Source organism: Variovorax sp. GW822-FHT04A09, assembly GCF_058801005.1.
Window position 1 is genome coordinate 276,481 of record NZ_JBXAMV010000007.1, and the last position, 23,513, is coordinate 299,993.

22 protein-coding genes are annotated in these 23,513 nt (G+C 69.8%); 11 read left to right on the forward strand and 11 right to left on the reverse strand.

Translation table 11 applies throughout. The features are described from left to right. Nucleotides 1–9: 9 nt before the first annotated feature. A complete protein-coding gene (locus AC1RLW_RS28620; RefSeq protein ID WP_493195937.1) occupies nt 10–957 on the reverse strand; it encodes a LysR family transcriptional regulator in 948 nt (315 codons plus the stop codon). Nucleotides 958–1,071: 114 nt separating this feature from the next. Between AC1RLW_RS28620 and AC1RLW_RS28625 the strand changes: the two genes are divergently transcribed. Then, nucleotides 1,072–2,394, forward strand: a complete 1,323-nt coding sequence (locus AC1RLW_RS28625) for an alpha-methylserine aldolase (RefSeq protein ID WP_493195938.1) — start codon at nt 1,072–1,074, stop codon at nt 2,392–2,394. A 7-nt stretch (nt 2,395–2,401) separates the two neighbouring features. On the opposite strand, the gene ruvC is transcribed toward AC1RLW_RS28625, so the two are convergent. Continuing rightward, nucleotides 2,402–2,950 carry a crossover junction endodeoxyribonuclease RuvC gene (gene ruvC / locus AC1RLW_RS28630; RefSeq protein ID WP_062474210.1) on the reverse strand — a complete coding sequence of 183 codons (549 nt, stop codon included), beginning with the start codon at nt 2,948–2,950 and terminating at the stop codon, nt 2,402–2,404. 148 nt (nt 2,951–3,098) lie between these two features. On the opposite strand from ruvC, the gene AC1RLW_RS28635 reads away from it, so the two are divergent. After that, nucleotides 3,099–5,183, forward strand: coding sequence for a tetratricopeptide repeat protein (locus AC1RLW_RS28635; protein WP_493195939.1), 2,085 nt, complete (start codon nt 3,099–3,101; stop codon nt 5,181–5,183). Nucleotides 5,184–5,202: 19 nt separating this feature from the next. Here the strand turns inward: AC1RLW_RS28635 and AC1RLW_RS28640 are convergent, their stop codons facing one another. Together AC1RLW_RS28640 and AC1RLW_RS28645 are read right to left on the reverse strand one after the other, a co-directional pair. Then, nucleotides 5,203–6,192 (reverse strand): phosphatidate cytidylyltransferase, encoded by a 990-nt coding sequence (locus AC1RLW_RS28640; protein ID WP_095948182.1) that lies wholly within the window; start codon nt 6,190–6,192, stop codon nt 5,203–5,205. A 4-nt stretch (nt 6,193–6,196) separates the two neighbouring features. Beyond that, on the reverse strand, nt 6,197–7,066 hold the full coding sequence (locus AC1RLW_RS28645; RefSeq protein WP_493195940.1) for a lysophospholipid acyltransferase family protein: 870 nt from the start codon (nt 7,064–7,066) through the stop codon (nt 6,197–6,199). A gap of 9 nt (nt 7,067–7,075) precedes the next feature. Between AC1RLW_RS28645 and AC1RLW_RS28650 the strand changes: the two genes are divergently transcribed. Next, a complete protein-coding gene (locus AC1RLW_RS28650) occupies nt 7,076–7,513 on the forward strand; it encodes a ribosomal maturation YjgA family protein (protein ID WP_493195941.1) in 438 nt (145 codons plus the stop codon). Here AC1RLW_RS28650 and mtgA read toward each other — a convergent pair. Genes mtgA through AC1RLW_RS28675 form a run of 5 tightly spaced genes read right to left on the reverse strand, consistent with a single transcriptional unit; the run spans nt 7,458 to nt 12,706 of the window. Next, nucleotides 7,458–8,201, reverse strand: coding sequence for a monofunctional biosynthetic peptidoglycan transglycosylase (gene mtgA / locus AC1RLW_RS28655; RefSeq protein WP_070060122.1), 744 nt, complete (start codon nt 8,199–8,201; stop codon nt 7,458–7,460). The genes AC1RLW_RS28650 and mtgA overlap by 56 nt on opposite strands. Beyond that, nucleotides 8,198–9,055 (reverse strand): shikimate dehydrogenase, encoded by an 858-nt coding sequence (aroE, locus tag AC1RLW_RS28660; protein ID WP_139703010.1) that lies wholly within the window; start codon nt 9,053–9,055, stop codon nt 8,198–8,200. Before aroE ends, mtgA begins: the two co-directional genes overlap by 4 nt. A gap of 34 nt (nt 9,056–9,089) precedes the next feature. Continuing rightward, nucleotides 9,090–9,941, reverse strand: a complete 852-nt coding sequence (locus tag AC1RLW_RS28665; RefSeq protein WP_493195942.1) for an energy transducer TonB — start codon at nt 9,939–9,941, stop codon at nt 9,090–9,092. A 49-nt stretch (nt 9,942–9,990) separates the two neighbouring features. Beyond that, nucleotides 9,991–12,060 carry a ribonuclease catalytic domain-containing protein gene (locus tag AC1RLW_RS28670; protein ID WP_493195943.1) on the reverse strand — a complete coding sequence of 690 codons (2,070 nt, stop codon included), beginning with the start codon at nt 12,058–12,060 and terminating at the stop codon, nt 9,991–9,993. Between the two features lie 52 nt (nt 12,061–12,112). After that, entirely contained in the window at nt 12,113–12,706 is a 594-nt protein-coding gene (locus tag AC1RLW_RS28675; RefSeq protein ID WP_159273879.1) for a YqiA/YcfP family alpha/beta fold hydrolase, read from the reverse strand. 290 nt (nt 12,707–12,996) lie between these two features. Between AC1RLW_RS28675 and AC1RLW_RS28680 the strand changes: the two genes are divergently transcribed. The 6 genes from AC1RLW_RS28680 (at nt 12,997) to AC1RLW_RS28705 (ending at nt 20,256) form a co-directional block, all read left to right on the forward strand. After that, the gene (locus tag AC1RLW_RS28680; protein ID WP_493195944.1) at nt 12,997–13,740 is read left to right on the forward strand and encodes a response regulator; all 744 of its coding nucleotides are present in this window, start codon (nt 12,997–12,999) and stop codon (nt 13,738–13,740) included. Between the two features lie 6 nt (nt 13,741–13,746). Beyond that, complete coding sequence (locus AC1RLW_RS28685) at nt 13,747–15,582, forward strand: sensor histidine kinase (protein ID WP_493195945.1); 1,836 nt, start codon at nt 13,747–13,749, stop codon at nt 15,580–15,582. 35 nt (nt 15,583–15,617) lie between these two features. Beyond that, nucleotides 15,618–16,772 (forward strand): rod shape-determining protein RodA, encoded by a 1,155-nt coding sequence (rodA, locus tag AC1RLW_RS28690; protein ID WP_062481224.1) that lies wholly within the window; start codon nt 15,618–15,620, stop codon nt 16,770–16,772. Between the two features lie 48 nt (nt 16,773–16,820). Then, nucleotides 16,821–18,281, forward strand: coding sequence for a metalloprotease TldD (tldD, locus tag AC1RLW_RS28695; protein ID WP_095743620.1), 1,461 nt, complete (start codon nt 16,821–16,823; stop codon nt 18,279–18,281). Nucleotides 18,282–18,362: 81 nt separating this feature from the next. Next, a complete protein-coding gene (locus AC1RLW_RS28700; protein WP_062481228.1) occupies nt 18,363–18,902 on the forward strand; it encodes a hypothetical protein in 540 nt (179 codons plus the stop codon). A gap of 235 nt (nt 18,903–19,137) precedes the next feature. Then, entirely contained in the window at nt 19,138–20,256 is a 1,119-nt protein-coding gene (locus AC1RLW_RS28705; RefSeq protein ID WP_062481230.1) for a 3-deoxy-7-phosphoheptulonate synthase, read from the forward strand. A 14-nt stretch (nt 20,257–20,270) separates the two neighbouring features. Here the strand turns inward: AC1RLW_RS28705 and AC1RLW_RS28710 are convergent, their stop codons facing one another. After that, nucleotides 20,271–20,780 (reverse strand): cupin domain-containing protein, encoded by a 510-nt coding sequence (locus AC1RLW_RS28710; RefSeq protein WP_493195947.1) that lies wholly within the window; start codon nt 20,778–20,780, stop codon nt 20,271–20,273. Beyond that, nucleotides 20,777–22,189, reverse strand: a complete 1,413-nt coding sequence (gene mpl, locus AC1RLW_RS28715; RefSeq protein ID WP_493195948.1) for a UDP-N-acetylmuramate:L-alanyl-gamma-D-glutamyl-meso-diaminopimelate ligase — start codon at nt 22,187–22,189, stop codon at nt 20,777–20,779. The genes AC1RLW_RS28710 and mpl overlap by 4 nt, the downstream gene beginning before the upstream one ends. A 101-nt stretch (nt 22,190–22,290) precedes the next feature. Between mpl and AC1RLW_RS28720 the strand changes: the two genes are divergently transcribed. Together AC1RLW_RS28720 and AC1RLW_RS28725 are read left to right on the forward strand one after the other, a co-directional pair. Next, nucleotides 22,291–22,887, forward strand: a complete 597-nt coding sequence (locus tag AC1RLW_RS28720) for a hypothetical protein (protein ID WP_062481235.1) — start codon at nt 22,291–22,293, stop codon at nt 22,885–22,887. Next, a complete protein-coding gene (locus tag AC1RLW_RS28725) occupies nt 22,887–23,447 on the forward strand; it encodes a TlpA family protein disulfide reductase (RefSeq protein WP_062481237.1) in 561 nt (186 codons plus the stop codon). The genes AC1RLW_RS28720 and AC1RLW_RS28725 overlap by 1 nt, the downstream gene beginning before the upstream one ends. Nucleotides 23,448–23,513 lie beyond the last annotated feature (66 nt).

The following is a 23,513-nucleotide window of genomic DNA, read 5'->3' on the forward strand; positions in this document are numbered from 1 at the left end:
GCGAGCCGTTCAATCGACCAGGGCCTGCAGCGCCTGCACCTGCTGCGCAAGCAGTGGCCCCTTGCGGTGCGCGGGCACCAGCAGCATCAACGTGTCTCCCAGCGCCTTCGGCCGCCCCCAGGGCGCGTGCAGCCGGCCTTTCTCCAGCAGCGGCGCCACCAGCCGCTCGCGCCCCATTAGCACCCCTTCACCGTCGAGCGCGGCCTGCAGCGCGAGGCTGTAGAGCGAGAAATCGGGGCCGGCGGCCAGCGCATCGGCCTCGGCCGCCGTGGTGCCGGGGCGCACGGCCTGCAGCCAGCGCGACCAGTCGTCGCGCCACACCGTGTCGTGCAGGCCGCCGCAGCGCGCGAGCACGTCGAGGAGGTCGTCGAGCGGGCGCGGGCGTGCGCTCTCCAGCGATGCGCGCACGCGCGGGCTGCACACGGGCACGAGACGGTCGCGCGCGAGCGGGATGCCCGCCGCGCCGACGGCGGCTTCGGCACCGCGTGCGTAGAACAGCCCGAGGTCGAAGGGCTCGCGCCGGAAGTTCGGTGGCTGCTCCAGCGCCGTCACCGACACCTGCACGCCGGGCAGCGCAGCCTTCAGCCGCGAGAGCCGCGGCGACAGCCACAGTTGCGCCATCGCCGGCAGAGCCGCCACCTGCAGCGTGCTGCGGCGCGCGGCGGTCTGCGTTTCCTGGCGCAGCGCCTGCACCGCGAGGCCGAGCTGGTCGACCGCCGCACTGAGCGCGGGCAGCGCGCGCCGGCCGTGCGCGCTGAGCCGGATGCCCTGGCTGTGCCGCTCGAACAGCGCACCGCCGGCCCAGGTCTCGAGCGCCTTGATCTGCTGCGCGACGGCGGCGGGCGTCACGAACAGTTCCTCGGCCGCCCGCGCGAAGCTGCCGTGGCGCGCCGCGGCCTCGAAGGCGCGCACGGCCGTGTGCGGCGGCAGGCGAGGGCGGGGTGGGGCGAGGGGCATGCGATGGAGGCCAAGTTTTTCTAGGGCTCGGGCCCAGTTTATCCGTGTTGCTGGTAGCGGCGCGGGGCGCGACCATGCGGTCCTTCCCTTTCACCACTCCCAGCGAGACACCGCATGCCCGCAGCCCTCCACCGCCGTTCCTGGGTCCCCGCCGCCAGCGAGGACCACGTGCTCGCCATTGCCGCCGATGCCGCCGCGCGCGACGCGGCGGGCGTGGCCGCCGAGATCGAACGCCTCGTGGCCGACAGCCACCGCATCCACGACGTCGACGGGCTGAACCTCAACCCGGCCACCAACGTGATGAACCCCGCCGCCGAGGCGCTGCTGTCGCGCGGGCTGGGTTCGCGCCCGTCGCTGGGCTACCCGGGCGACAAGTACGAGATGGGGCTGGAAGCCATCGAGCGCATCGAGGTCGTCGCCGCCGAGCTGGCGGCGGAGGTGTTCGGCGCGCGCTTTGCCGAGGTGCGCGTGAGCTCGGGCGCGCTGTCGAACCTCTACGTGTTCATGGCGACCTGCCAGCCCGGCGACACGATCATCGCGCCGCCGCCCGCCATCGGCGGCCATGTGACGCATCATGCGGCGGGCGCGGCCGGGCTCTACGGCCTGAAGACCGTGCCGGCGCCGGTCGATGCCGACGGCTACTCGGTCGACGTCGTGGCGCTGGCCAAGCTCGCGCGCGAGGTGAAGCCCAAGCTCATCACCATCGGCGGCAGCCTCAACCTGTTCCCGCACCCGGTGCCCGCGATCCGCGAGGTGGCCGACAGCGTGGGCGCCAAGGTGCTCTTCGATGCCGCGCACCTCTCGGGCATGGTGGCCGGCCAGGCCTGGCCGCAGCCGCTCGAAGAGGGCGCGCACGCGATCACCATGAGCACCTACAAGAGCCTGGGCGGCCCGGCCGGCGGGCTGATCGTGTCGAACGATGCGGCGCTGATGGAGCGCATCGACGCCATCGCCTACCCCGGCCTCACGGCCAACTCGGACGCGGGCCGCACGGCGGCGCTGGCGCGTGGCCTGCTCGACTGGAAGGTGCACGGCGTGGCCTATGCGGCGGCGATGCGCGACACCGCGAAGGCGCTGGCACGCGCGCTCGATGCGCAGGGCCTGCCGGTGTTCGCCAAGGCGCGCGGCTTCACGCAGTCGCACCAGTTCGCGCTCGAGGCTGCGCGCTGGGGCGGCGGGCAACGTGCAGCGAAACAGCTGGCCCAAGGCGGGTTGCTGGCCTGCGGCATCGGCCTGCCGATCGCGCCGGTCGACGGCGACATCAACGGCCTGCGCCTGGGCGTGCCCGAGATCGTGCGGCTGGGCTTCACGCCCGAGGACATGCCGCAGCTGGCCGGCTGGATCGCGCGGGCGCTGGCTGGCGATGCGTCCGCCGTGGCCGCCGAGGTGCGCGAACGCCGCCAGCGCCTGGGCGACCTGCGCTACATCGTGCGCTGAGGCGCCCTCAGCGCGAACGCCCTTGCCGGTAGGTGCCGGCGTGGGTCTTCGACAGCTCGGCCGCCTCCGCGAGCCGCGCCATCGAACGGCCGACCTGCGCGTGGGTGATCGCGATGCCCAGCGCGTCCGCCGCGTCGGCGCCCGGCAGGCCGGGCAGGTCGAGCAGGCGCTTCACCATCTCCTGCACCTGGGCCTTCGCGGCCTGGCCGTGCCCGGCCACGGCCTTCTTCATCTGCAGCGCCGTGTACTCGGCCACCGACAGGTTGTGGCTCACCAGCGCCGTCACGCAGGCGCCGCGCGCCTGGCCCAGCAGCAGCGTCGACTGCGGGTTGACGTTGACGAAGATGATTTCGACCGCCGACGCCTCGGGCTGGTAGCGCGCCGTGATCTCGCCGATGCCGTCGAACAGCACCTTCAGGCGCGCCGGCAGGTTGCCGCTGCCCAGGTGCCGGGTGCTGATGGTGCCGCTGGCCACGTAGCGCAGCGCATGGCCGTCCGCATCGACCACGCCGAAGCCGGTGGTCTGCAAACCGGGGTCGATGCCGAGGATCCGCATGAAAAGGAAGCGTAAAGGCCTAAGCCTGGGTGAGGAAGGTTGAAGAAGGTGCGAATTCGCGCGCGATGCGTGGGGGATCGCGGGCAGAATCCGCCGTTCTTGCATTCCGCCCCGCTCCGCGCGGGGCGCGCCACACAAGGAAGCGAAGGTGAATGTAGTCGAGTCCTCCGCGCAGCAGCAACCGAAGCCATCGAACGACGCCCCGGCCCTGCCCGCGCCCCTGCAGCAATCTCCCGCCGAACGCGCCGCCGCGAGCTTTCGCCAGGCGGAGCTGTTGAGCGACCTCGGCCGCCGCCGCGAGGCGATCGCCGCCTGCAGCCGGCTGATCGCCGAATTCGGCGCGCTGCCCGACGCCGCCGTGGTCGTGCCCTGTTGCCAGGCGCTGCGGCTGCTCGCGCACGTGCTGCGCCAGCTGCACCGCCCGGCCGACGCGCTGGCCACGCTCGACCGCCTCGTGGCTGCGCACGGCGGGCGCAGCGAGCCCGAGATCCGCGCGCACATCGCCCACGCGCTCTATCAGCGCACCTGGCTCATCGACGATGCGGCGGCGCGCTGCGAGGCCTGCGATTTCATGAGCGAACAGCTCGATGCGCAGGCCGATGCCGCGCTCGATGCATGGCGGCTCGACGCGCGCCTGCTCAAGGCCGAGATCGAACACCATCGCGGCCTGCCGCAGGACGCATTGGCCACGCTCGAAGCGGCCATCGAACGCTTCGAGGGCGGCGCCGAGGCCGGCGTGGTGCTGCGCGTGGCGCGGGCCCGGCTGGCCGCGGTGCTCAACCTGCGCGAGCTGGCGCAGCACACGCAGGCGCAGGTGCTGTGCCTGCAGGTGGCCGACCAGATCGAGACCGGGCTGGCCGATGCCGCGCCCGAGCTGCGGCTGGAAGGCGTGCGCGCGCTGGCCCTGTTCTTCGACGGCCTCGGGCTCGACGAGGCCGCGCGCCGCGCCGAACTGGTCGGCTGGCTGCTCGACCGCTACGGCCACGACGCCTCCGCGCAGGTGCGCCGCCTCGCGGCCGTGCGCGCCCACGAATGGGCCGTGGGGCTGCGCGACCAGGGCGACGGCGAGGCCGCGCTGGCCGCCTGCGAGCGCCTGCTCGGCACCTTCGCCCGCGACGGCGACGCCGTGGTGCAGCGCACCGTGGCCACCACCTTGCTGCACAAGGGCTTCGTGCTGCTCGACCTGCTGGGCCGGCCCGAGGCGGCGCTTGCGGTGTACGAGCCGCTCGTGGCGGCGTCGCGCGAGGGCACCACGCCTGAACTGCGCGAGCTGCGCGTGAAGGCGACGGCCGGGCGCGAGGCTTGCCTGAAGCGCCTGCGCAAGACCGGCGGGCTCGACGCCGGCGAGTTGCCGGCCGAGCTCTTCGATGCGGCATGCGACACCGTCCGCGAAGGCCGCAAGCTCGGCGACGCGGGCGCATCGCGCGAGGCCATTGCGCTGTTCGACGAGGTGCTCGCGGCGCATGCCGCCTCGCCGCACCCGCTGATGCGCCGCCAGTGCGCGCGCGCCTTGTCGCACAAGACCTTCTGCCTGCTGGCGCTCGAGCACTTCGCCGAGGTCGTCGAGGCGGCCGACGCGATGGACGCGCGCTACGGCGCCGATGCCTCCACCGAGATGCAGTCGCAGGTGGCGCTGTGCCTGCAATACAAGAGCACCGCGCTCGATCGCCTCGCGCGGCCCGCGGACGAGATGCGCGTGCACGACGAGATCGTTGCGCGCTGGGGCAACTCCGAGCTGCCCGACCTGCGCGCGCGCGTGGCCGGCGCGCTGTTTCGCAAGGGCGCCGTGTTGCGCCGCGCGGGCCGCTTCGCCGAGGCCGTGGCCAGCTACGACGAGGTGATCGCGCGCACGGCGATGGCACGGGACAGCGCCCTGCAGCTGTGGGCCGCCAAGTCGATGATCAACAAGGCCAAGGCCTTCGACAAGATGGACGACCTGGCCGGCCAGGCCAAGGCCTACCGCGTGCTCATCGCGCGCTTCGGCGAGTCGGGCGACGCGGCCTTGCGCGAGCGCGTCGCCAATGCCTGCGAGTGGCTGGCCGAGGCCGAAGGGCGGCAGGGGCGGGTGGCGGCGCAGCGCGAGGCGCTGGAACAGGCGCTGGGGCGTTTCGGCACGGCGCTGTCGGCCGAGCAGCGCACGCGGCTCAAGCGCGAGCTTCAGGCGCTGAAGACGAGGGCTCTAGGACGGCGCGCGAAGCAGGCCTTCGATCGGGTGGTGCGGCGCAAGGCCTGATCGCCCGCCGTCCGGTGCTTCAGACGTTGAAGTACCAGCGGATCGAATGGAAGAAGATCGGCGCCGCGAAGCACAGCGCATCGACGCGGTCGAGCAGGCCGTTGGCGCCGGTCACGCCCACGCCCTTCTGGCCCCAGTTCGGAATGCCGCGGTCGCGCTTGAGTGCCTTCATCACGAGGTGGCCCATCGAGCCCGCGACGCAGGCAATGATCGATACCGCGAGCGCCTGCCCGAACTTGAACGGCGTGATGAACGAGAACAGCGCGCCCACCAGGCTGGCCACGACGATGCCGACGCCCCAGCTGGTCCAGTTGAAGCTGCGGCTCACGTTCGGCGCGAACGGCGTGCGCTGCATGCGCCGCGAGATCAGGTGCTGCACCAGCACCGAGGTCTGCACCACGAAAACCAGGAAGAACACGAGGAACGCGCTCTTGCCTTCGTAGCCCGGGAAGGTCAGCAGCAGCAGCGCGGGCACGTGGCTCATGCCGTAGACGCAGACCATGATGCCCCACTGCAGCTTGGCGTTGCGCTCGAGGAAATGGCTCGGGTCGTTCGCCAGCGCGCTCGCCACCGGGATGGCGAGGAACACGTAGACCGGGATGAACACCGTGAACAGGTCGAAGCGCGCGGTGGCCACCAGCCAGAACTGGATCGGCAGCACCACGAAGAACGCGAGGATCAGGCTGCGGTGGTCGCCGCGCCGCGTCGGCGAGAGCGTGATGAACTCGCGCAGCGCAAAGAACGCGATCAGCGCGAACAGCACGGTGGCCACCGTTTCGCCCAGCGCCCAGCCGATCCAGAACACGATCACCATGAACCAGGTGGTGCCCAGCAGCGCGCGGAAATGCGCCAGCTCGGCCTGCCACGACTCGTCGTGCACCGGGTTGCGCCGCTCCTTGAAGCTCAGGAAGAAGACGGCGGTGCTCACGATGAAGAGCAGGCCGAAGACGATCAGGAAAAGGGCCGCGACCTGCTGGGTCGGGCTGAGGCTGCGCAGGAACTGGTTCATACCTTCAGACGTCGCGCAATGCGATCACGGCGGCACGCGCACGGTCGAGGAAAGGGCGGCGCTCTTCGCCTGCTTCGACGCGGATCGGCGCGCCGAAGGTGACGGAGCACAGGATGGGCACGGGCACGATCTCGCCCTTGGGCATCACGCGCTGCACGTTGTCGATCCAGGCCGGTACGAGCACCACGTCGGGGAACATCGTCGCCAGCGCGTACAGGCCCGACTTGAATTTCTGCGGCTCGCCGGTGTGGCCGCGCGTGCCTTCGGGAAAGATGATGATCGAGTCGCCGCTGCGCAGCGCGTCGATGAGCGGGGCGAGTGGGTCGGCGGCGGGCGGCTCGGGCGCGGCGGCTGGCACTTCGGGTTCGATGACCGGCGGCGGTGCGACCGGTGGTGGGGGCGGAGGGGGTGCGGGAAGGTCGAGCTGTCCCTGAATCTCCTGCGGACCTTCGGCAGCCGATGCGTGAGACACAGTTTCGATCGGCAGCAGCGGCTCCATCGACGGCTCGATGCGCTCGGCCGGGGCGATGGGCGCCGCGGGTGGCGGTGCCTGAGGCGGTGCTTCCGGTGGCGGGGCCACCGGTGCAGCCCCCGTGGCCGCCCGCTCCACATACACCGCGTTGAACACCTCCGTCGTGATCCAGCGCTTGACCGGCGTGTTGGCCCAGTAGTCGCGTGCCGCGATGGGCCGCGTGATGCTGCGCAACTCTTCGGGCAGCGCGGCCCAGATCATCACGAGGTCCGCGTGGCTCTGGTGATTCGCGAAGTAGATGCGCTGCTCGGCCTTCGGTGGACAGCCGTACCAGCGCGCCTGCGCGCCGGTGAGCAATCGGACGATTCCCAGCAGCAACCAACCTGTGAGCTTTGCCAGCATATGGAGGCGATGATACGGGCCATGCGATGGCGATTCGATCTTCTTTCCCTGGCGTGGGCGGTGGCCCTCTTCGTGTTGCTCGTGCTGCTGGCCACCGTCGGCGCGCGCTGGGGCTGGGTGCGAAGCTTCTTCGGTGACGTGCTGGCCGTGGCGTGGGTGTACGTGGTGTTCAAGACCTTCGTCGCCGCGCGCGTGCTGCCGCTCGCGCTGGCGGCCTTCGGCGTGGGGTTGCTGGTGGAGCTGGGGCAGTTCCTCGCGTCGACCTGGCACCTGCACATTCCGAACCGCGCGCTGCGCATCGTGCTCGGCGCCACCGCCGACTGGTGGGACGTGCTGGCCTACGCGATCGGCTTCGTCGCCGTGCTGGTGGTGGAAGGCGCGGTGCGCAAGCTCAGGGCAGGTCGACCGCCGGCATCCGCGCCACGATCGTCGATGCCCGTCCGTTGATGTACGAGGAGTTGGGCCGCCGCTCGAAGAACTTCGGGCTCGGCAGCATCACGGCCAGGCGCGCGGCCTCGTATGAAGTCAAGCGTGCGGCTGGTTTCCTGAAGTAGTACTGCGCGGCGGCCTCGGCGCCGAACACGCCTTCGCCCCATTCGACGTTGTTCAGGTAGATCTCGAGGATGCGCCGCTTGTCGAGCAGCACCTCGAGCAGCGTGGCGAGCACCAGCTCCTGGCCCTTGCGCAACATGGTGCGCTCGCCCGACAGCAGCAGGTTCTTCGCGAGCTGCTGCGTGATGGTGGAGCCGCCGCGCAGCGGGGCCGGCTGCGCCGGCTTGCCGCGTGCCGCCGCGCGCGCCATGCGCTTGGCGGCCAGCTGTTCGGCGCGGGCGTTGCGCTGGCGCGCACGCTCGATGGCTTCCCACTCGACGCCGTTGTGGTCGACGAAGCCGGCGTCTTCGCTGGCGATCACGGCGCGCTTGAGGGTGTCGTTGATCTGCGTGTACGGCACCCAGTCCTGACGCCATCCGCCTTCGCGGCCCTGCGAGAGGGCGACGCGCCAGGCCTCGGAGCGCTGGAAGGCCGTGCTCTGCGGATCGATCACCGCCATGGCCGCGATGCGCACCACGAAGAACAGTTCGAGCGCCAGGCCCGCCACCACGAGGCAGGCGATCAGGCGCAGCAGGCCCTTCATGCGCCGGCGGCGAGCGAGGCGCGCAGCTCGGCCAGCACCTGGGCCGACGGCGGGCGCACGCCGCGCCAGAATTCGAAGGCTTCGGCGGCCTGTTCCACCAGCATGCCGAGGCCGTCGCGTGCGACCGCGCCGTGCGCTTCGGCCCAGGCCATGAAGCCTGCGGCGGCGGGGCCGTACATCATGTCGACGGCCAGCGCGCCGGGACGCAGCACCTGCGCGCGCACGGGCACCGCGTCGCCCGCGAGGCTGGAGGCGGTGGCGTTGACCACCACGTCGAAGTCGCCCGGCACGTCGTCGAGCGCCCAGGCCTCGAGCGTGGCGCCGTGGCGCAGCGCGAGCGCGGCATGGCGCTGCACCAGCGCGATGGCCTTGTCGAGCGTGCGGTTGGCCACCACGACGTGCGCGGCACCCGCGTCGAGCAGCGGCCCGAGCACGCCAGCCGCCGCGCCGCCGGCGCCGATCAGCAGCAGCGACCGGCCCGCCAGCGGCACGCCGGCGTTGCGCACGATGTCGTTGACCAGGCCGATGCCATCGGTGTTGTCGGCGTGGATGCTGCCGTCGGCCTCGAAGCGCAGCGTGTTCACCGCCTGCGCCAGCGTGGCGCGCTCGCTGGTGTGCTGCGCGAGCGCGGCGGCGTCGAACTTGAAGGGCACGGTGACGTTGCAGCCGCGTGCCGCATCGCCCTGCGCGGCCGCTTCACTGCGGAAGGCGGCGATGCCTTCGGCGAAGGCACCGATCGGCACCAGGCGCCGGCCGTAGGCCATGGGCTGGCCGCAGAGTTCGGCAAAGCGCGCGTGGATGCGGGGCGAGCGGCTGTGCTCGACGGGGTTGCCCATGACGCAGTACTGATCCATGGCCGATGCTCCGTGTTCTGCTGGGGTGCTGTTGCTATTGGGACGACAGCTCGATGGTCTCGTCGCGCGTGAACTTGAAGCGCGACTGCAGCACGATCTGGTCGGTCTGCTTGCGCATGGCATCGGTGAACTTGCCGAAGTTGCCGACGCTGCGCACGATGGCCTGGGCACGGCGGTCGAGTGTGGTGTTGCCCGAGCTCTCGTCGACCACGGCGTCGAGCACGCGCCCGTCGTGGTTGATGGTGACGGTCATCTTGAGTTCGCCGTAGAGCTTCTTGCCGGCCGCGGTCGGGAAGTTCTCGGTGCCCTTGACCTCGATGCGCCGGCGCAGCGTGTCGACGTACAGCGCGTAGGCCGCCTCGCGCGTGGCCGGGCTCAGGTAGCGTTTCTTGGGGCGCGCGTTTTCCTCGTTCACGCGGCGCTCGATCTCGGCGAGCAGCGCGACCATCTGGCGGCGCTTTTCCTCGCGCGCGGCGGCCTCGGTCAGGTCGCCGGCCTGGCGCGGATCGGGCACGGGCATGGCGGCCAGCTCGCGCTTGAGCTGCGCCAGCATCTGCATCTGCTGGGCCTGCATGGCCTCGACCTGGCGGCGCGATTCCTCGAACGAGTCGCCCATGGTGGTGAAGCTCGACGGCGGCAGCGGGCTGGTGGCGCGGCCCTTGTCGAGGTCGCCGCCGCCCGCGAGCGTGGTCTGCGCCATCACGCGGGCCGCGGGGTCGGGCTTGTCGTTGGTCTTGCTGTTGACCAGGATCACCTCAAGCGGGGTTTCGCTGAAGACCCGGTTGAACGATTCGGGATCGACGAAGCGCACCGCGAGCAACGCGGCATGCGCGATGACCGACACGCCCAGAGCGATCTGCAGCGTGCTGAGGTCCTTGAGATTCATTCTCGAAACTCCTCCAGGGGTCGCGTGTCTCCGGTCGTTCGACCGGGGGTCATGCAGGCGTGGTCGTCGCCGGGTCGGGTGCGGCCTCGGTGTCGCTCAGGTCGACCGCGATGGCGATCGGGCCGGCGACTTCTTCCTCGTCGTCCTCGCCGCCGTCAGCGGCTGCGGCATCGGCCTGCGGCACGTCGAAGCGTTCGAGCACGGTGCCGCTCACGTCGAGTGCGATCTCGTCGATCTCGCCGAGCTTCACGCGCACGCGCGCGCCGCGCTCCTGCTGGCCGGCCACCGGGAACACCAGCGGCAGCGTGTCGGCGCGCACCAGCGCGCCGTTGGGAATGTCCTTGATGACCGTGGCCTCGAGCTCGGTGATGCCCTGCTGCTGCAGGTACTTCAGCGTCCAGAAGCGCTCCATGCCGCCCTGGTAGGCGTTGTACGTAGCGTAGGCCGCATCGAAGCCCGACAGGATCGAGAACAGGTCGGCGTCTTTCGGCTTGAACGGCGCGGCCAGTGCGGCGGTCTTGCCGTGGCGCGCGGCCGCGATGATCTGCCACTGGTTCACGAGGTCGGTGTAGCGGCGCAGCGGCGAGGTGCTCCAGGCGTAGCTCTTCACGCCCAGGCCCGCGTGCGGCAGCGCGCGCGTGCCCATGCGCACCTTGATGCCGGGCGCCAGGCTGGCCTGGCTGCGGTACAGGCCCGGCACGCCGAGCTCGCCGAGCCAGCCGCCCCAGCTGCTGTTGGCCAGGATCATGGCCTCGGACACGATCAGGTCGAGCGGCGCGCCGCGCTGGCGCGTGCTGATCTGAACCTGCTCGTTGCCCGTGGGCTCGGCGCCGTCGTTGCCGACGAGGCGGAAGTTGTAGTCGGGCCGGCTGAAGTTCTCGGGCTTGCCGCGCACCACTTCGCGCTGCGCCTTCAGGTGCTTGGCCAGGCGGAACAGGAAGGACAGCGGCGCGCGCAGCTTCGCGGCGGCGTCGGGGGTGTTGTCGGAGTTGAAGGTGGCGTCTTCGAGCCAGGGCTGCGTGACGACGGCGTCGAGCTGGTCGTGGCGCAGGTTGGCGACGATCGGCACGCGTTCGAGTTTCGTCTCGGTGCCCTGCAGCTCCAGCGTGGCTTCGTCGAAGCGCGCATAGAGCGACACGGCCGGGCGGTCGCCGCCTTCGAGCAGCGTGTAGGTGTCGACCACCTCGTCGGGCAGCATGGTGATCTTGTAGCCCGGCATGTACACGGTGGACATGCGCGCACGCGCCACGGCGTCGATGGCGCTGCCCGGCGTCAGCGCCAGGCCCGGTGCGGCGATGTGGATGCCGACCGTGATGGTGCCGCTGCCCATGCCCTGCACCGACAGCGCGTCGTCGATTTCGGTGGTCTGCGAGTCGTCGATCGAGAAGGCCCGCACGCCTTCGGCCAGCGGCAGGTCGTCGGCGACGGCCGGCGCCGCGAGCGCGGGGAAGCCGGTGCCCTTGGGGAAGTTCTCGAACAGGAAGCGCCGCCAGTGGAACTGGTAGGGCGAATCGATGGCGCCGGCGCGCTCCAGCAGGTCGAGCGGCGGGCGCTGCGTGGCGCGCGCGGCGTCGACCACGGCCTTGTATTCGGGCGCGTTCTTGTCGGGCTTGAACAGGATCTTGTAGAGCTGCTCGCGGATCGCCGGCGGGCACACGCCCTCGGCCAGCTGGCCGGCCCATCCGACGATCTGCGCCTGGATGGCTTTCTTCTTCTCGATGGCGGCCAGCGCCTGCTGCACGATCTCGGCCGGCGCCTTCTTGAAGCGCCCCTTGCCCGCGCGGCGGAAGTAGTGCGGCGCCTCGAACAGCGCGAACAGCGCAGCGGCCTGTTGCGCGAGCGTGGGCTTCTCGCTGAAATAGTCGGCGGCCAGGTCGGCAAAGCCGAACTCGCCTTCGGCTGCGAATTCCCAGGCGAGGTCGAGGTCCATGGCGGCGGCGAGCGTGCGCGCCTCGGCCATCAGCTCGGCCGGGGCCGGTTTCTCGAAACGCAGAACGATGTTGGCGCCCTTGACCTTGACGCGCTTGCCGGTCTCGAGCTCGACCTGTGCCGAGGCTTCGGCTTCCGACAGGATGCGGCCGCCGAGGTATTTGCCGGCTTCTTCAAACAATACAAACATCCGGCGATTCTCCCACGCGGGATCGGGCGCGCTTCCGGGCCCGGGGCGGACGCTAGACGGGGTTGATGAACGCCATCACGTCGTCGAGGTGCGCTTTTTCGAAATCGGACAGCGCATGGTCGCCGCCCTCGAGCAACTTGATGCGGCTGTCGGGGTAGCGCGCCGACATCTCGTGCCAGTCGAGCGCCTCGTCGCCCTTGGCGATGATCGCGAACAGGCGCTCGGGCCGCGTGAGCGCACCGATTTCCATCGCGCGCAGCTCCTGGATGAATTCGGGCTGGAAGTAGAAGTGCTCGGACGGGTCGTGCCAGGCGGTCTGGCTGCCGATGTAGCGCGTGAGGTCGCGCGCCGGATGCACCGCGGGGTTGAGCAGCACGGCGCGGCAGCGCGTCATGCCGGCGACGTAGGTGGCGTAGAAACCGCCCAGCGACGAACCGATCACCGCCATCGATTTGCGCGGCCAGTGCGCGATGCCCTTCATCACCATGTCGATCGCATCGTGCGGCGACGGCGGCAGCTGCGGGCACCACCACTCCAGGTTCGGGTGCTCGCGCGCCACGTGCTTCGCCACCAGCCGCGCCTTGGTCGAGCGGGGCGACGAGCGGAAGCCGTGCAGATACAACAGATGGGTGGTTTGCGGTTCCATGGGAGGAGGTGACTGGGGTGCGCTGGTCGCGCCCCGTGGCCGGATTCAGACAATTTTGCATGAGGTCCGCGCCGCCCACGGCGCGGTGACCCCACAAATCCCTGCGAATCGGCCCCTGAGCAGGCCGCGAGGGCGTGGCTGGAATTCGAAAGTATTCACGGTGCGGCCGCGCAGGGGGCGGCGGTGCGGCGCAAGGGGAGAAAGAAGAGACAAGTTTCGTGACGCATCTGGCAGGGGGCATCCCATGAACGAGGGAGGCAGGCCCCGCGTGGCGGTGGGTGCCCAGGCTTATGCTCCATCCCATGAATACCGAGGTACAGGATGACGGGATGCCACGCCGCTGGGGCGTGCTCGTGGTCGAGGACGACAGCCGCGCACGCGCCTTCTTCGAGGCCAGCGTGCAGCGCAGCCCGCGCCTGTTCTGGCTCGGCAGCGCCGGTACGGTGCAGGAAGCGCGCAGCTGGCTGGCCGCAACCGCGACCATCCCCGACGTGCTGCTGGTCGACCTCGGCATGCCCGACGGCACCGGCCTGGACGTGATCCGCGATGCCGTCGCGCGCTTTCCCGGCTGCGAGCCGCTGGTGGTGTCGGTCTTCGGCGACGAGGAGAACGTGCTGGCCAGCATCGAGGCCGGCGCCGTCGGCTACATCCACAAGGACGCCGCACCGGAAGACATCGCGCAGACCATCGTCGAGATGAAGGCCGGCGCCTCGCCGATCTCGCCCATGATCGCGCGCCGCGTGCTCGCCAAGTACCGCAGCCTGCAGGCGGCCGTGCCGGGCACAGCCGGCGCGGCGCCGGCGGAGACGACGCTCGACGAGACCGACCGCGGCCTGCTCTCGGCACGCGAGCACGAGGTGCTGACGCTGATCGCGCGCGGCTTCTCGTACGCCGAGATCGCGCGCCTCAAGGGCCTGAGCGTGCACACGGTGCAGACGCACATCAAGAACCTCTACGGCAAGCTCGCGGTGCATTCCAAGAGCGAAGCGGTGTTCGAGGCCACGCGCCTCGGCCTGCTGTCCCATCCGGGCTGAGGGCGGATGCTGCGGCGGCTGGCGTTCCTGTGCCTGCTCGGGCTGGCGGCGCTGCTTGCCGCGGGGGGCGCCGCCGCAGGGGAGACGCAGGGGCCGATCGAGCTGCGCCACGCCAGGGTGACCACCACCATCGACGGTGTCGTGCAGACCGAAGCGGTCGACCTGTCCTACCACTGGGACCGCCGGCACCGCGGCCGCACCGGCTTCGCGAGCTTCGAGCTGCCGTTCCGGGTCGAGGCCCTGCCCGAGGTGCCCTGGGGCGTCTTCATTCCCCGCGCCGGCAGCGTCTTCGAGGTACAGCTCAATGGCGCGCTGCTGCAGTCCTATGGTGACCTCGGCCAGGGCAACCGCGCCGACTACGCCAAGGCGCCCGTCTACGTGCCGGTGCCCGGGCGGTTGCTGAAAGAGGGCGAGAACCTGCTGCAGATCCGCATCCGCGCCGACAGCGAACGGCGCGCCGGCCTGTCGCGCGTCACCATCGGGCCGGCGACGCCGGTGCGCACCGCGTTGTTCGACGGCGCCTACGCCTGGCGCTTCACGGGGTCGGTGCTGTTGACCGCGTTCAGCCTCATCGTCGGCAGCATCGCGCTGGCGCTGTGGTTCACCCAGGTCGACACCGGCGCGACCGGTCGCCGCCAGCGCGACGCTCTCTACTTCTGGGCCGCGGTCGCCGAGTTCTGCTGGGCGCTGCGGGTGGCCGACGCCATGATTCCCGAGCCGCCGCTGCCGTGGCAGCTATGGGGCGTGCTGATGGCCGGTTGCTACGCGGGCTGGGCCGCGTCCGCCATGATGTTCTGCTACCACCTTGCGGACTGGGCGCAGAGCCCGCGCACGCGCTGGGTGCGCTGGCCGACGGCGGCCGTGGTGGTCGGCACCGTGGTGTTCACCTGGCTGGCGCTGAACCGCGAGGAGCCGCGCTGGCTCACGGCCTGGCTGGCGGTCGAGATCACGATCGTCCTCGGCTTCGTGATCGCCTTTGCGGTCGCCACGGTGCGCCGGCCCAGCGTCGAGCGGCTGCTGGTGGCCGGCGCCGCGCTGGTCACGGTGGCCTTCGGCACGCGCGACTGGCTCGTGATCCGCCTGAGCGACGCCTATGGCGAGACCACCTGGGTGCGCTATTCCTCGGTGATGTTCGGCGTGGCGCTGCTGCTGATCGTGCTGCGGCGCTTCCACTTCGCGAGCGTGCAGGCGCGCGGCTGGGTCAAGACGCTGGCCGACCGGGTGGCGCAGCGCGAACGCGAACTGGCTTCCACCTACGCCGAGCTGGAGGAGGTGGCCCGCGACCAGGCGCGCACCCACGAGCGCGAGCGCATCCTGCGCGACATGCACGACGGCGTGGGCTCGCACATCAGCTCGGCGATCCGCCAGTTGCAGTCGGGCCAGACCAGCCCCGAGGAACTGCTGCGCACCCTGCGCGACTCGCTCGACCAGCTCAAGCTGTCGATCGACTCCATCCACCTGCCGCCCGGCGACATCGGCGCGCTGCTGGCGGCGCTGCGCTACCGGCTGGAACCCCGGCTGGCCGCTGCGGACATCGCCTTCGAATGGGGCGTGGACGAACTGCCCCCGGTGACGCAGCTCGACGCCCACGCCACGCGGCAGCTGCAGTTCCTGCTGTTCGAGGCCATCTCGAACGTGCTGCAGCACGCCCACGCGAGCGCGCTGCGCATCGAGGCCGACGCGCGCGACGGCGCCGTGCGCCTGCGGGTGATCGACAACGGCGTGGGCTTCGACGCCACCGAGGTGCCGGAGGCGCTGTCCAAGCGCGCCGCCGCCATCGGAGCCCGGCTGGCGATCGAAAGCCGACCGGGGCGCACGGTCGTTCAGCTCGTTTTCGACTGACGGGGCGGGCGGGGCGGGGATAATCCGCCCCCATCATGTCTGCCGTGTTCAACCAGCCCTCCCTGGCGCGTCGCATTGCGCCCATCTTCCAGGGCTTCGACGGCTTCCTGGCCTTTGCCGTGATGCTGCTCGCCTTCGCCGGGCTGCTCACCATGTATTCCTCCGGCTACGACCATGGCACGCGCTTTCTCGACCATGGCCGCAACATGCTGCTGGCCGGCGGCATCATGTTCGTGGTGGCGCAGGTGCCGCCGCAGCGGCTCATGGCCTTCGCCGTGCCGCTGTATGCGGCCGGGGTGGCGTTGCTGATCGCGGTGGCGCTGTTCGGCATCACCAAGAAGGGCGCCCAGCGCTGGATCAACGTGGGCGTGGTGATCCAGCCCAGCGAAATCCTCAAGATCGCCATGCCGCTGATGCTGGCCTGGTGGTTCCAGCGCCGCGAAGGCCAGTTGCGCCCGCTCGACTTCGTGGTGGCGACGCTGCTGCTGGCGGTGCCCGTCGGGCTCATCATGAAGCAGCCCGACCTGGGCACCTCGCTGCTGGTGCTGGCGGCCGGGCTGGCGGTGATCTTCTTTGCCGGGCTGCCGTGGAAGCTGATCGTGCCGCCAGTGGTGCTCGGCGCGGTGGCCATCACGCTGATCGTGGGTTTCGAGTCGCAGCTGTGCGTCGACGGCGTCGACTGGCGCGTGCTGCACGACTACCAGAAGCAGCGCGTGTGCACGCTGCTCGACCCCAGCAAGGACCCGCTGGGCAAGGGCTTCCACATCATCCAGGGGATGATCGCCATCGGCTCGGGCGGCGTGGGGGGCAAGGGCTTCATGCAGGGCACGCAGACGCACCTCGAATTCATTCCCGAGCGCACCACCGACTTCATCTTCGCGGCGTACTCCGAGGAATTCGGCCTGATCGGCAACCTGGCGCTGATCGCGGCCTTCATCCTGCTGATCTTCCGCGGGCTGACCATCGCGCTGAACGCGCCCACGCTGTTCTCGCGCCTGCTGGCCGGGGCGGTGACCATGATCTTCTTCACTTACGCCTTCGTGAACATGGGCATGGTCAGCGGCATCCTGCCGGTGGTGGGCGTGCCGCTGCCGTTCATCAGCTACGGCGGCACCGCCATGGTCACGCTGGGGCTGGGGCTGGGCATCCTGATGTCGATCGCGCGGGCCCGCAAACTCGCCCAGAACTAGAGTCCCCCGGGGCGGCACGGACGGGGGCGGCTGCCTAGAATGGCAGCCATGATCTCCCGCGAACCCACCATCGAGCGCCTCGCCACGGCGCAACAGCTCCTGCTCACGCCGTTCGGCCTGGACGAATCGCACCTGAGCAAGGCCCTGGCCGAGATCACCGCGCACCGCGTGGACGATGCCGACCTGTACTTCCAGTACACCCGCAGCGAGGGCTGGAGCCTCGAGGAGGGCATCGTCAAGACGGGCAGCTTCAGCATCGACCAGGGCGTCGGCGTGCGCGCCGTGAGCGGCGAGAAAACCGCCTTTGCCTATTCGGACGACATCTCCGAGGCCTCGCTGCTCGACGCGGCGCGCACGGTGCGCTCCATTTCCTCCGCCGGTCGCACCGCGCGTGTGAAGACCGTGCCGCGCAAGATCGCCTCCAGCCGCTCGCTCTACGGCGGCATCGACCCCATCGCCACGCTCGACAGCACGGCCAAGGTGAAGCTGCTCGAGAAGGTCGAGCAGCTCGCCCGCTCGCGCGACCCGCGCGTGGCGCAGGTCATGGCCGGCCTGGCCAGCGAGTACGACGTGGTGATGGTGGCGCGCGCCGACGGCACGCTGGCCGCCGACGTGCGACCGCTGGTGCGGCTGTCGGTCACCGTGATCGCCGAACAGAACGGGCGCCGCGAGGTCGGCTCGGGCGGCGGCGGCGGGCGTTTCGGCCTGGCCTACTTCACCGACGCGCAGATCGCCGAGTACGTCGACCACGCCGTGAAGGCCGCGCTGACCAACCTCGACGCCCGTCCGGCCCCGGCTGGCGAGATGACCGTGGTGCTCGGCTCGGGCTGGCCCGGCATCCTGCTGCACGAAGCCATCGGCCACGGCCTGGAGGGCGACTTCAACCGCAAGGGCTCGAGCGCGTTCTCGGGCCGCATCGGCCAGCGCGTGGCGGCCAAGGGCGTCACGGTGCTCGACGACGGCACCATCGCCGACCGCCGCGGCTCGCTCAACGTGGACGACGAAGGCCACGCCAGCCAGCGCAACGTGCTGATCGAGGACGGCATCCTCAAGGGCTACATCCAGGACTCGATGAACGCCCGCCTCATGAAGGTCAAGCCCACCGGCAACGGCCGCCGCGAGAGCTACGCCCACGTGCCGATGCCGCGCATGACCAACACCTACATGCTCGGCGGCGACAAGGATCCGCAGGAAATCGTCGCCAGCATCAAGAAGGGCCTGTACGCCACCAACTTCGGCGGCGGGCAGGTCGACATCACGAGCGGCAAGTTCGTGTTCTCGGCCAGCGAGGCCTTCTGGGTCGAGAACGGCAAGATCCAGTACCCGGTGAAGGGCGCGACCATCGTGGGCAACGGCCCCGACGCGCTCACCCGCGTGACCATGATCGGCAACGACATGGCGCTCGATTCGGGCGTCGGCACCTGCGGCAAAGAGGGCCAGAGCGTGCCCGTGGGCGTCGGCCAGCCGACCCTTCGCATCGACGGCCTGACGGTAGGTGGAACGGCTTAGGACTTTCGGCACTTGCCGGCTGTTTCATTCGGTTGCTAAGCTGCGCTCCTTTTTGCGAACGACGAATCAAGGAGCATTTCAATGGGGAACAGGATCAATTCGCCCGCCGTGCTGTGGGCCGCGACCGCCGTGGTCGCGCTGGCCACAGCCGGTTGCGCATCGCGCGGCGGTTCGGGCAGCCAGCCCGCCGCCGCACCGGCACCCGCCCCGGCCGCCGCCGCGCCTGCGGCGCCCAGCGGTTCGAAGGCCGGCATGGACGCACGCGGCAACGTGGTCGATTCTTCCAAGGTCGAGGCCGGCAGCGGCCGCACCGTCAAGGGCCTGAACGGTTTCGAAGGCGAGATCACCGGCAACCCGGCGCGCAACAGCAAGTTCACGCGCCTGCAGATCGGCATGAGCACCAAGCAGGTCACCGACCTCGCCGGCCAGCCCACCGACCAGGGCGCCTACATCACCGGCAAGGCCTGGATTCCCTTCTACTTCGGCAGCGACCGCCATCGCTTCGAGATGACCTACAAGGGCCAGGGCCGCCTGATCTTCGCAGGCGGCGGCATGGGCGATTTCAGCAGCGGCAACCTGATCTGGATCATCCACAACGCCAACGAATCGGGCTACAGGTAAAAACAACACCGACCCGGCCGCCTGGCCGGTTTTTTGTTTTCCGTGCTACATTCCGCCCACATGTCCGCCCTCCGCGCTTACTTTTTTGCCTACTTTTGGTTCCCGGTTTCCGGCGGACGAGAGGCGAGCGCGTAAAGCAAACGAACACCCTCCCAGAACCGCCGGTGGCTTCCAGCCCCCGGCGGTTTTTTTATGCCCTGACGATTTTTCATTCACACCAACAAGGAAGAGAACCATGAGCACGAACACCCCTCCCGCCGGCGACAGCTGGTATGCGAGCGTCGAAAAAACCAGCAAGACCGACGACGAACGCATCAAGGACATCAACGTGCTCCCCCCTCCCGAACATCTGATCCGCTTCTTCCCGATCCGCGGCACGCCGATCGAAACGCTGATCACCGGCACCCGCCGCGGCATCCACAACATCATGGCCGGCAAGGACGACCGGCTGCTGGTGATCATGGGCCCGTGTTCGATCCACGACCCGGCCGCGGCCCTCGAATACGCCCGCCGCCTCAAGGCCGAGCGCGACAAGTACGCCGGCACGCTGGAGATCGTGATGCGCGTGTACTTCGAGAAGCCGCGCACCACGGTCGGCTGGAAGGGGCTCATCAATGACCCGTACCTGGACGAGAGCTACCGCATCGACGAAGGCCTGCGCATTGCGCGCCAACTCTTGATCGACATCAACCGCCTGGGCCTGCCGGCGGGCAGCGAATTCCTCGACGTGATCTCGCCGCAGTACATCGGCGACCTGATCGCCTGGGGCGCCATCGGTGCGCGCACCACCGAAAGCCAGGTGCACCGCGAGCTGGCCTCGGGCCTGTCGGCACCCATCGGCTTCAAGAACGGCACCGACGGCAACATCCGCATCGCCACCGACGCCATCCAGGCGGCGGCGCGCGGCCACCACTTCCTGTCGGTGCACAAGAACGGCCAGGTCGCGATCGTGCAGACCAACGGCAACCGCGACTGCCACGTGATCCTGCGCGGCGGCAAGACGCCGAACTACGACGCCGCCAGCGTCGAAGCGGCCTGCAAGGACCTCGAAGCCGCCAAGCTGCCGCCCACACTGATGGTCGACTGCAGCCACGCCAACAGCTCCAAGCAGCACCAGAAGCAGATCGACGTGGCCAAGGACATCGCCGGCCAGATCGCCGGCGGTTCGAAGCGCGTGTTCGGCGTGATGATCGAAAGCCACCTGCAGGCGGGCGCCCAGAAGTTCACGCCGGGCAAGGACCAGCTGTCGGGCCTGGAGTACGGCAAGAGCATCACCGATGCGTGCATCGGCTGGGACGATTCGGTGCAGGTGCTCGAGACGCTGTCCCAAGCCGTCAAACAGCGCCGCGGCTGAAGCGCACTAGTTAGTTAGAGCATGCTGGCCAGGTCGGGCCAGTGGTGCCGCATCGACGCCGCCTCGTCGCTGCCCTGCGGCACCAGCGAGAAATCCGCGAAGTCGAAGCCCGGCCCGACCATGCAGGCGACCAGCGTGTAGTCGCCGGCCGCGTGGCCCTGGATCGGGCGTGCGGCCTGCCACTGGCCGGCAGGCACCACGTGCTGCGGCCGGGTGCCGTGCACATCGACCGGGCCCAGCTTCACGTGGGCCGGCGCGGTCCGCATCGCAGCGTCGCAGGTCCACAGCGCCAGCGGCACGCCTTCCAGGTGCACCCAGACTTCGTCCGACAGCACCCGGTGCCAGCGCGAATGCTGGTGGACTTCGAGCAGGAAATAGATGCTGGTCAGCGCGCTGCGCGGCGCGCGGCCGTCGGCGGGCGTCACGCTCGCGGCCGACCGGAACACCTCGGCATACCAGCCGCCCTCGGGGTGGGGCTGGAGCTTCAGGGTGTCAATCAGCTCACGCGCGCGCATGCCGCTCATGATCCGTGGGCGGCGCGCAGGGCGTCCAGCAGTTTCTCGTGCACGCCGCCGAAGCCGCCGTTGCTCATGCAGACGATGTGATCGCCGGGCCGCGCCGCGGCCACGACCTGTTGCACCAGCGGCTCGATGGCGCCGGCCACCTGGGCGCGTGCGCCCATCGGCGCCAGCGCGGCGGCCGCGTCCCAGTCGAGGCCGGCCGTGTGGCAGAACGACAGGTCGGCCGATTCCAGGCTCCACGGCAGTTGGGCGGCCATCACGCCCAGCTTCATCGTGTTGCTGCGCGGCTCGAAGGCCGCGAGGATGCGCTCACTTTGCTTGCCAGCGTCGTCGAGCTTCTTGCGCAGCCCGTCGAGCGTGGTGCGGATCGCGGTGGGGTGGTGGGCGAAATCGTCGTAGACGGTGATCGCGCCGCCCTGGCCCTCGACCGTGCCGCGCAGCTCCATGCGCCGGCGCACGTTGCGAAAGCGCCCGAGTGCGCGGGCCGCTTCGGCCGGCGGCACGCCCACGTGGTCGGCCGCCGCGATGGCGGCCAGCGCGTTCATCTGGTTGTGCAGACCTGAGAGTTCCCACTCGACCCGGCCGACCACCTCGCCGCGGTGCAGCACGTCGAAGGCGTCGTGCGTGCCGCGCGCCTGCCATTCCGTGGCCGGGCCGCCGTCGCCGAAACGGGCGAGTTCGCTCCAGCAGCCCTGGGCCAGCACGCGCTGCAGGCTCTCTTCGGTGGCGTTCACCACCAGGCGCCCGGTGCCGGGCACGGTGCGCACGAGGTGATGGAACTGGCGCTCGATGGCGGCCAGATCGTCGAAGATGTCGGCGTGATCGAACTCCAGGTTGTTCAGCACCGCGGTGCGCGGCCGGTAGTGAACGAACTTGCTGCGCTTGTCGAAGAAGGCGGTGTCGTACTCGTCGGCCTCGATCACGAAGGCCGGGCCGTCGCCGAGGCGGGCCGAAACGCCGAAGTCCAGCGGCACGCCGCCGACCAGGAAGCCGGGTGCCTTGCCGCCCTGTTCGAGCACCCAGGCGAGCATCGAGGTGGTGGTCGTCTTGCCGTGCGTGCCGGCCACCGCCAGCACATGGCGGCCCTGCAGCACGTGCTCGGCCAGCCACTGCGGGCCGCTGGTGTAGGGCTTGCCGGCGTCGAGGATGGCTTCCATCAGCGGGAACTTGGGGCTGCCGTCGGGCAGCCGGGCCCGCGAGACCACGTTGCCGACCACGAACATGTCAGGTGATAGGGCCAGCTGGTCGGCGCCGAAGCCTTCGATCAGGTCGATGCCGAGCGCGCGCAGCTGGTCGCTCATCGGGGGGTACACGCCGGCGTCGCAGCCCGTGACCCGGTGGCCTGCTTCGCGTGCGAGGGCGGCCACACCACCCATGAACGTGCCGCAGATACCCAGAATATGAATGTGCATCGGCCAATTCTAGGGAGGCGCTGCGGGTGCCCCGGCCGCTTCGCCCCGGGCGCCGTACTGATGTTCATGTGAGGGACGCTCGCAGCGGGCAAAATGCCCCGATGGACACGTCCAAGCGTGAGATCGCCGCCGTTGCCGCCCGACTCGTCGTCGAGGAGGGGCTCGAGTACGGCCCGGCCAAGCGCCGGGCACTGCGTGAACTCGGCCTCCCGACGCGCACCGCGCTGCCCAACAACGACGAGGTCGAGGCCGAGGTGCGCGACTACATCGCGGTCTTCTGCGCCGACACCCAGCCCCAGGAACTGCACGCACTGCGCCTGCTCGCGCTCGAGTGGATGGAGCGCATGGCCGTGTTCCGGCCGCATGTGGGCGGCGCCGTCTGGCACGGCACGGCCACACGTTTGTCAGACATTTATATTCAATTGTTCTGCGATGATTCCAAGTCGGCCGAAATCGCCCTGATCGATCACCACGTGGACTACGAGCCGCGCATGGTGACCGGCTTCCATGGCGAGCAGGTCGAAGCCCTCAGCGTCCACGCGCCGAGCCGGGCGCTGGGCGAGGAAATCGGGGTGCATCTGCTGGTGTACGACCTCGACGACCTGCGCGGCGCCCTCAAGCCCGACGCCCAGGGGCGCGCGCCGCGCGGCGACCTGAACGCGCTGCGCCGACGCATTGAACAAGAAAAGGACCAGTAATGACTTCAACGCCCACACGACGCGGCATGCTGTATGCCGGCGTGGCGGCAGTCGCTGCCGCGGCCGGCATTGCCGGCGCTTGGTGGCGGGAGCGCAATGACAGCGGCGTCGCGGCCACCGGCGGCGAAAAGCTCGATGCCGCCATGTTCTGGGACCAGCGCTTCGAGCGTCCCGAGGGCGGCGAGCTGGCCCTGTCGAGCCTGCGCGGCAAGCCCGTGCTGCTCAACTTCTGGGCCACGTGGTGCCCGCCCTGTGTCGAAGAAATGCCGATGATCGACGCCTTTTTCCGCGAACATGGCGCCAACGGCTGGCAAGTGGTGGGATTGGCCATCGACCAGCCCAGCGCCGTGCGCAAGTTCCTGCAGCGCACGCCGGTCACCTACCCAACCGCGTTGGCCGGCTTGCAGGGCATGGAACTGGTGAAGAATCTGGGCAATACGGGGGGCGGCCTGCCGTTCACCTTGGTGCTCCATGCCGATGGTTCGGTGCTGGCTCGTAAAATGGGCAAGCTTGAAACGACCGACCTGGACGCTTGGCGACGCCAACTTGTTCACGGTTAGAATTTAAATACACAAGCTGGCGTTAGACGCCAAACGCCGAAAATCGACGGTTTTCGGTCAAGTTCT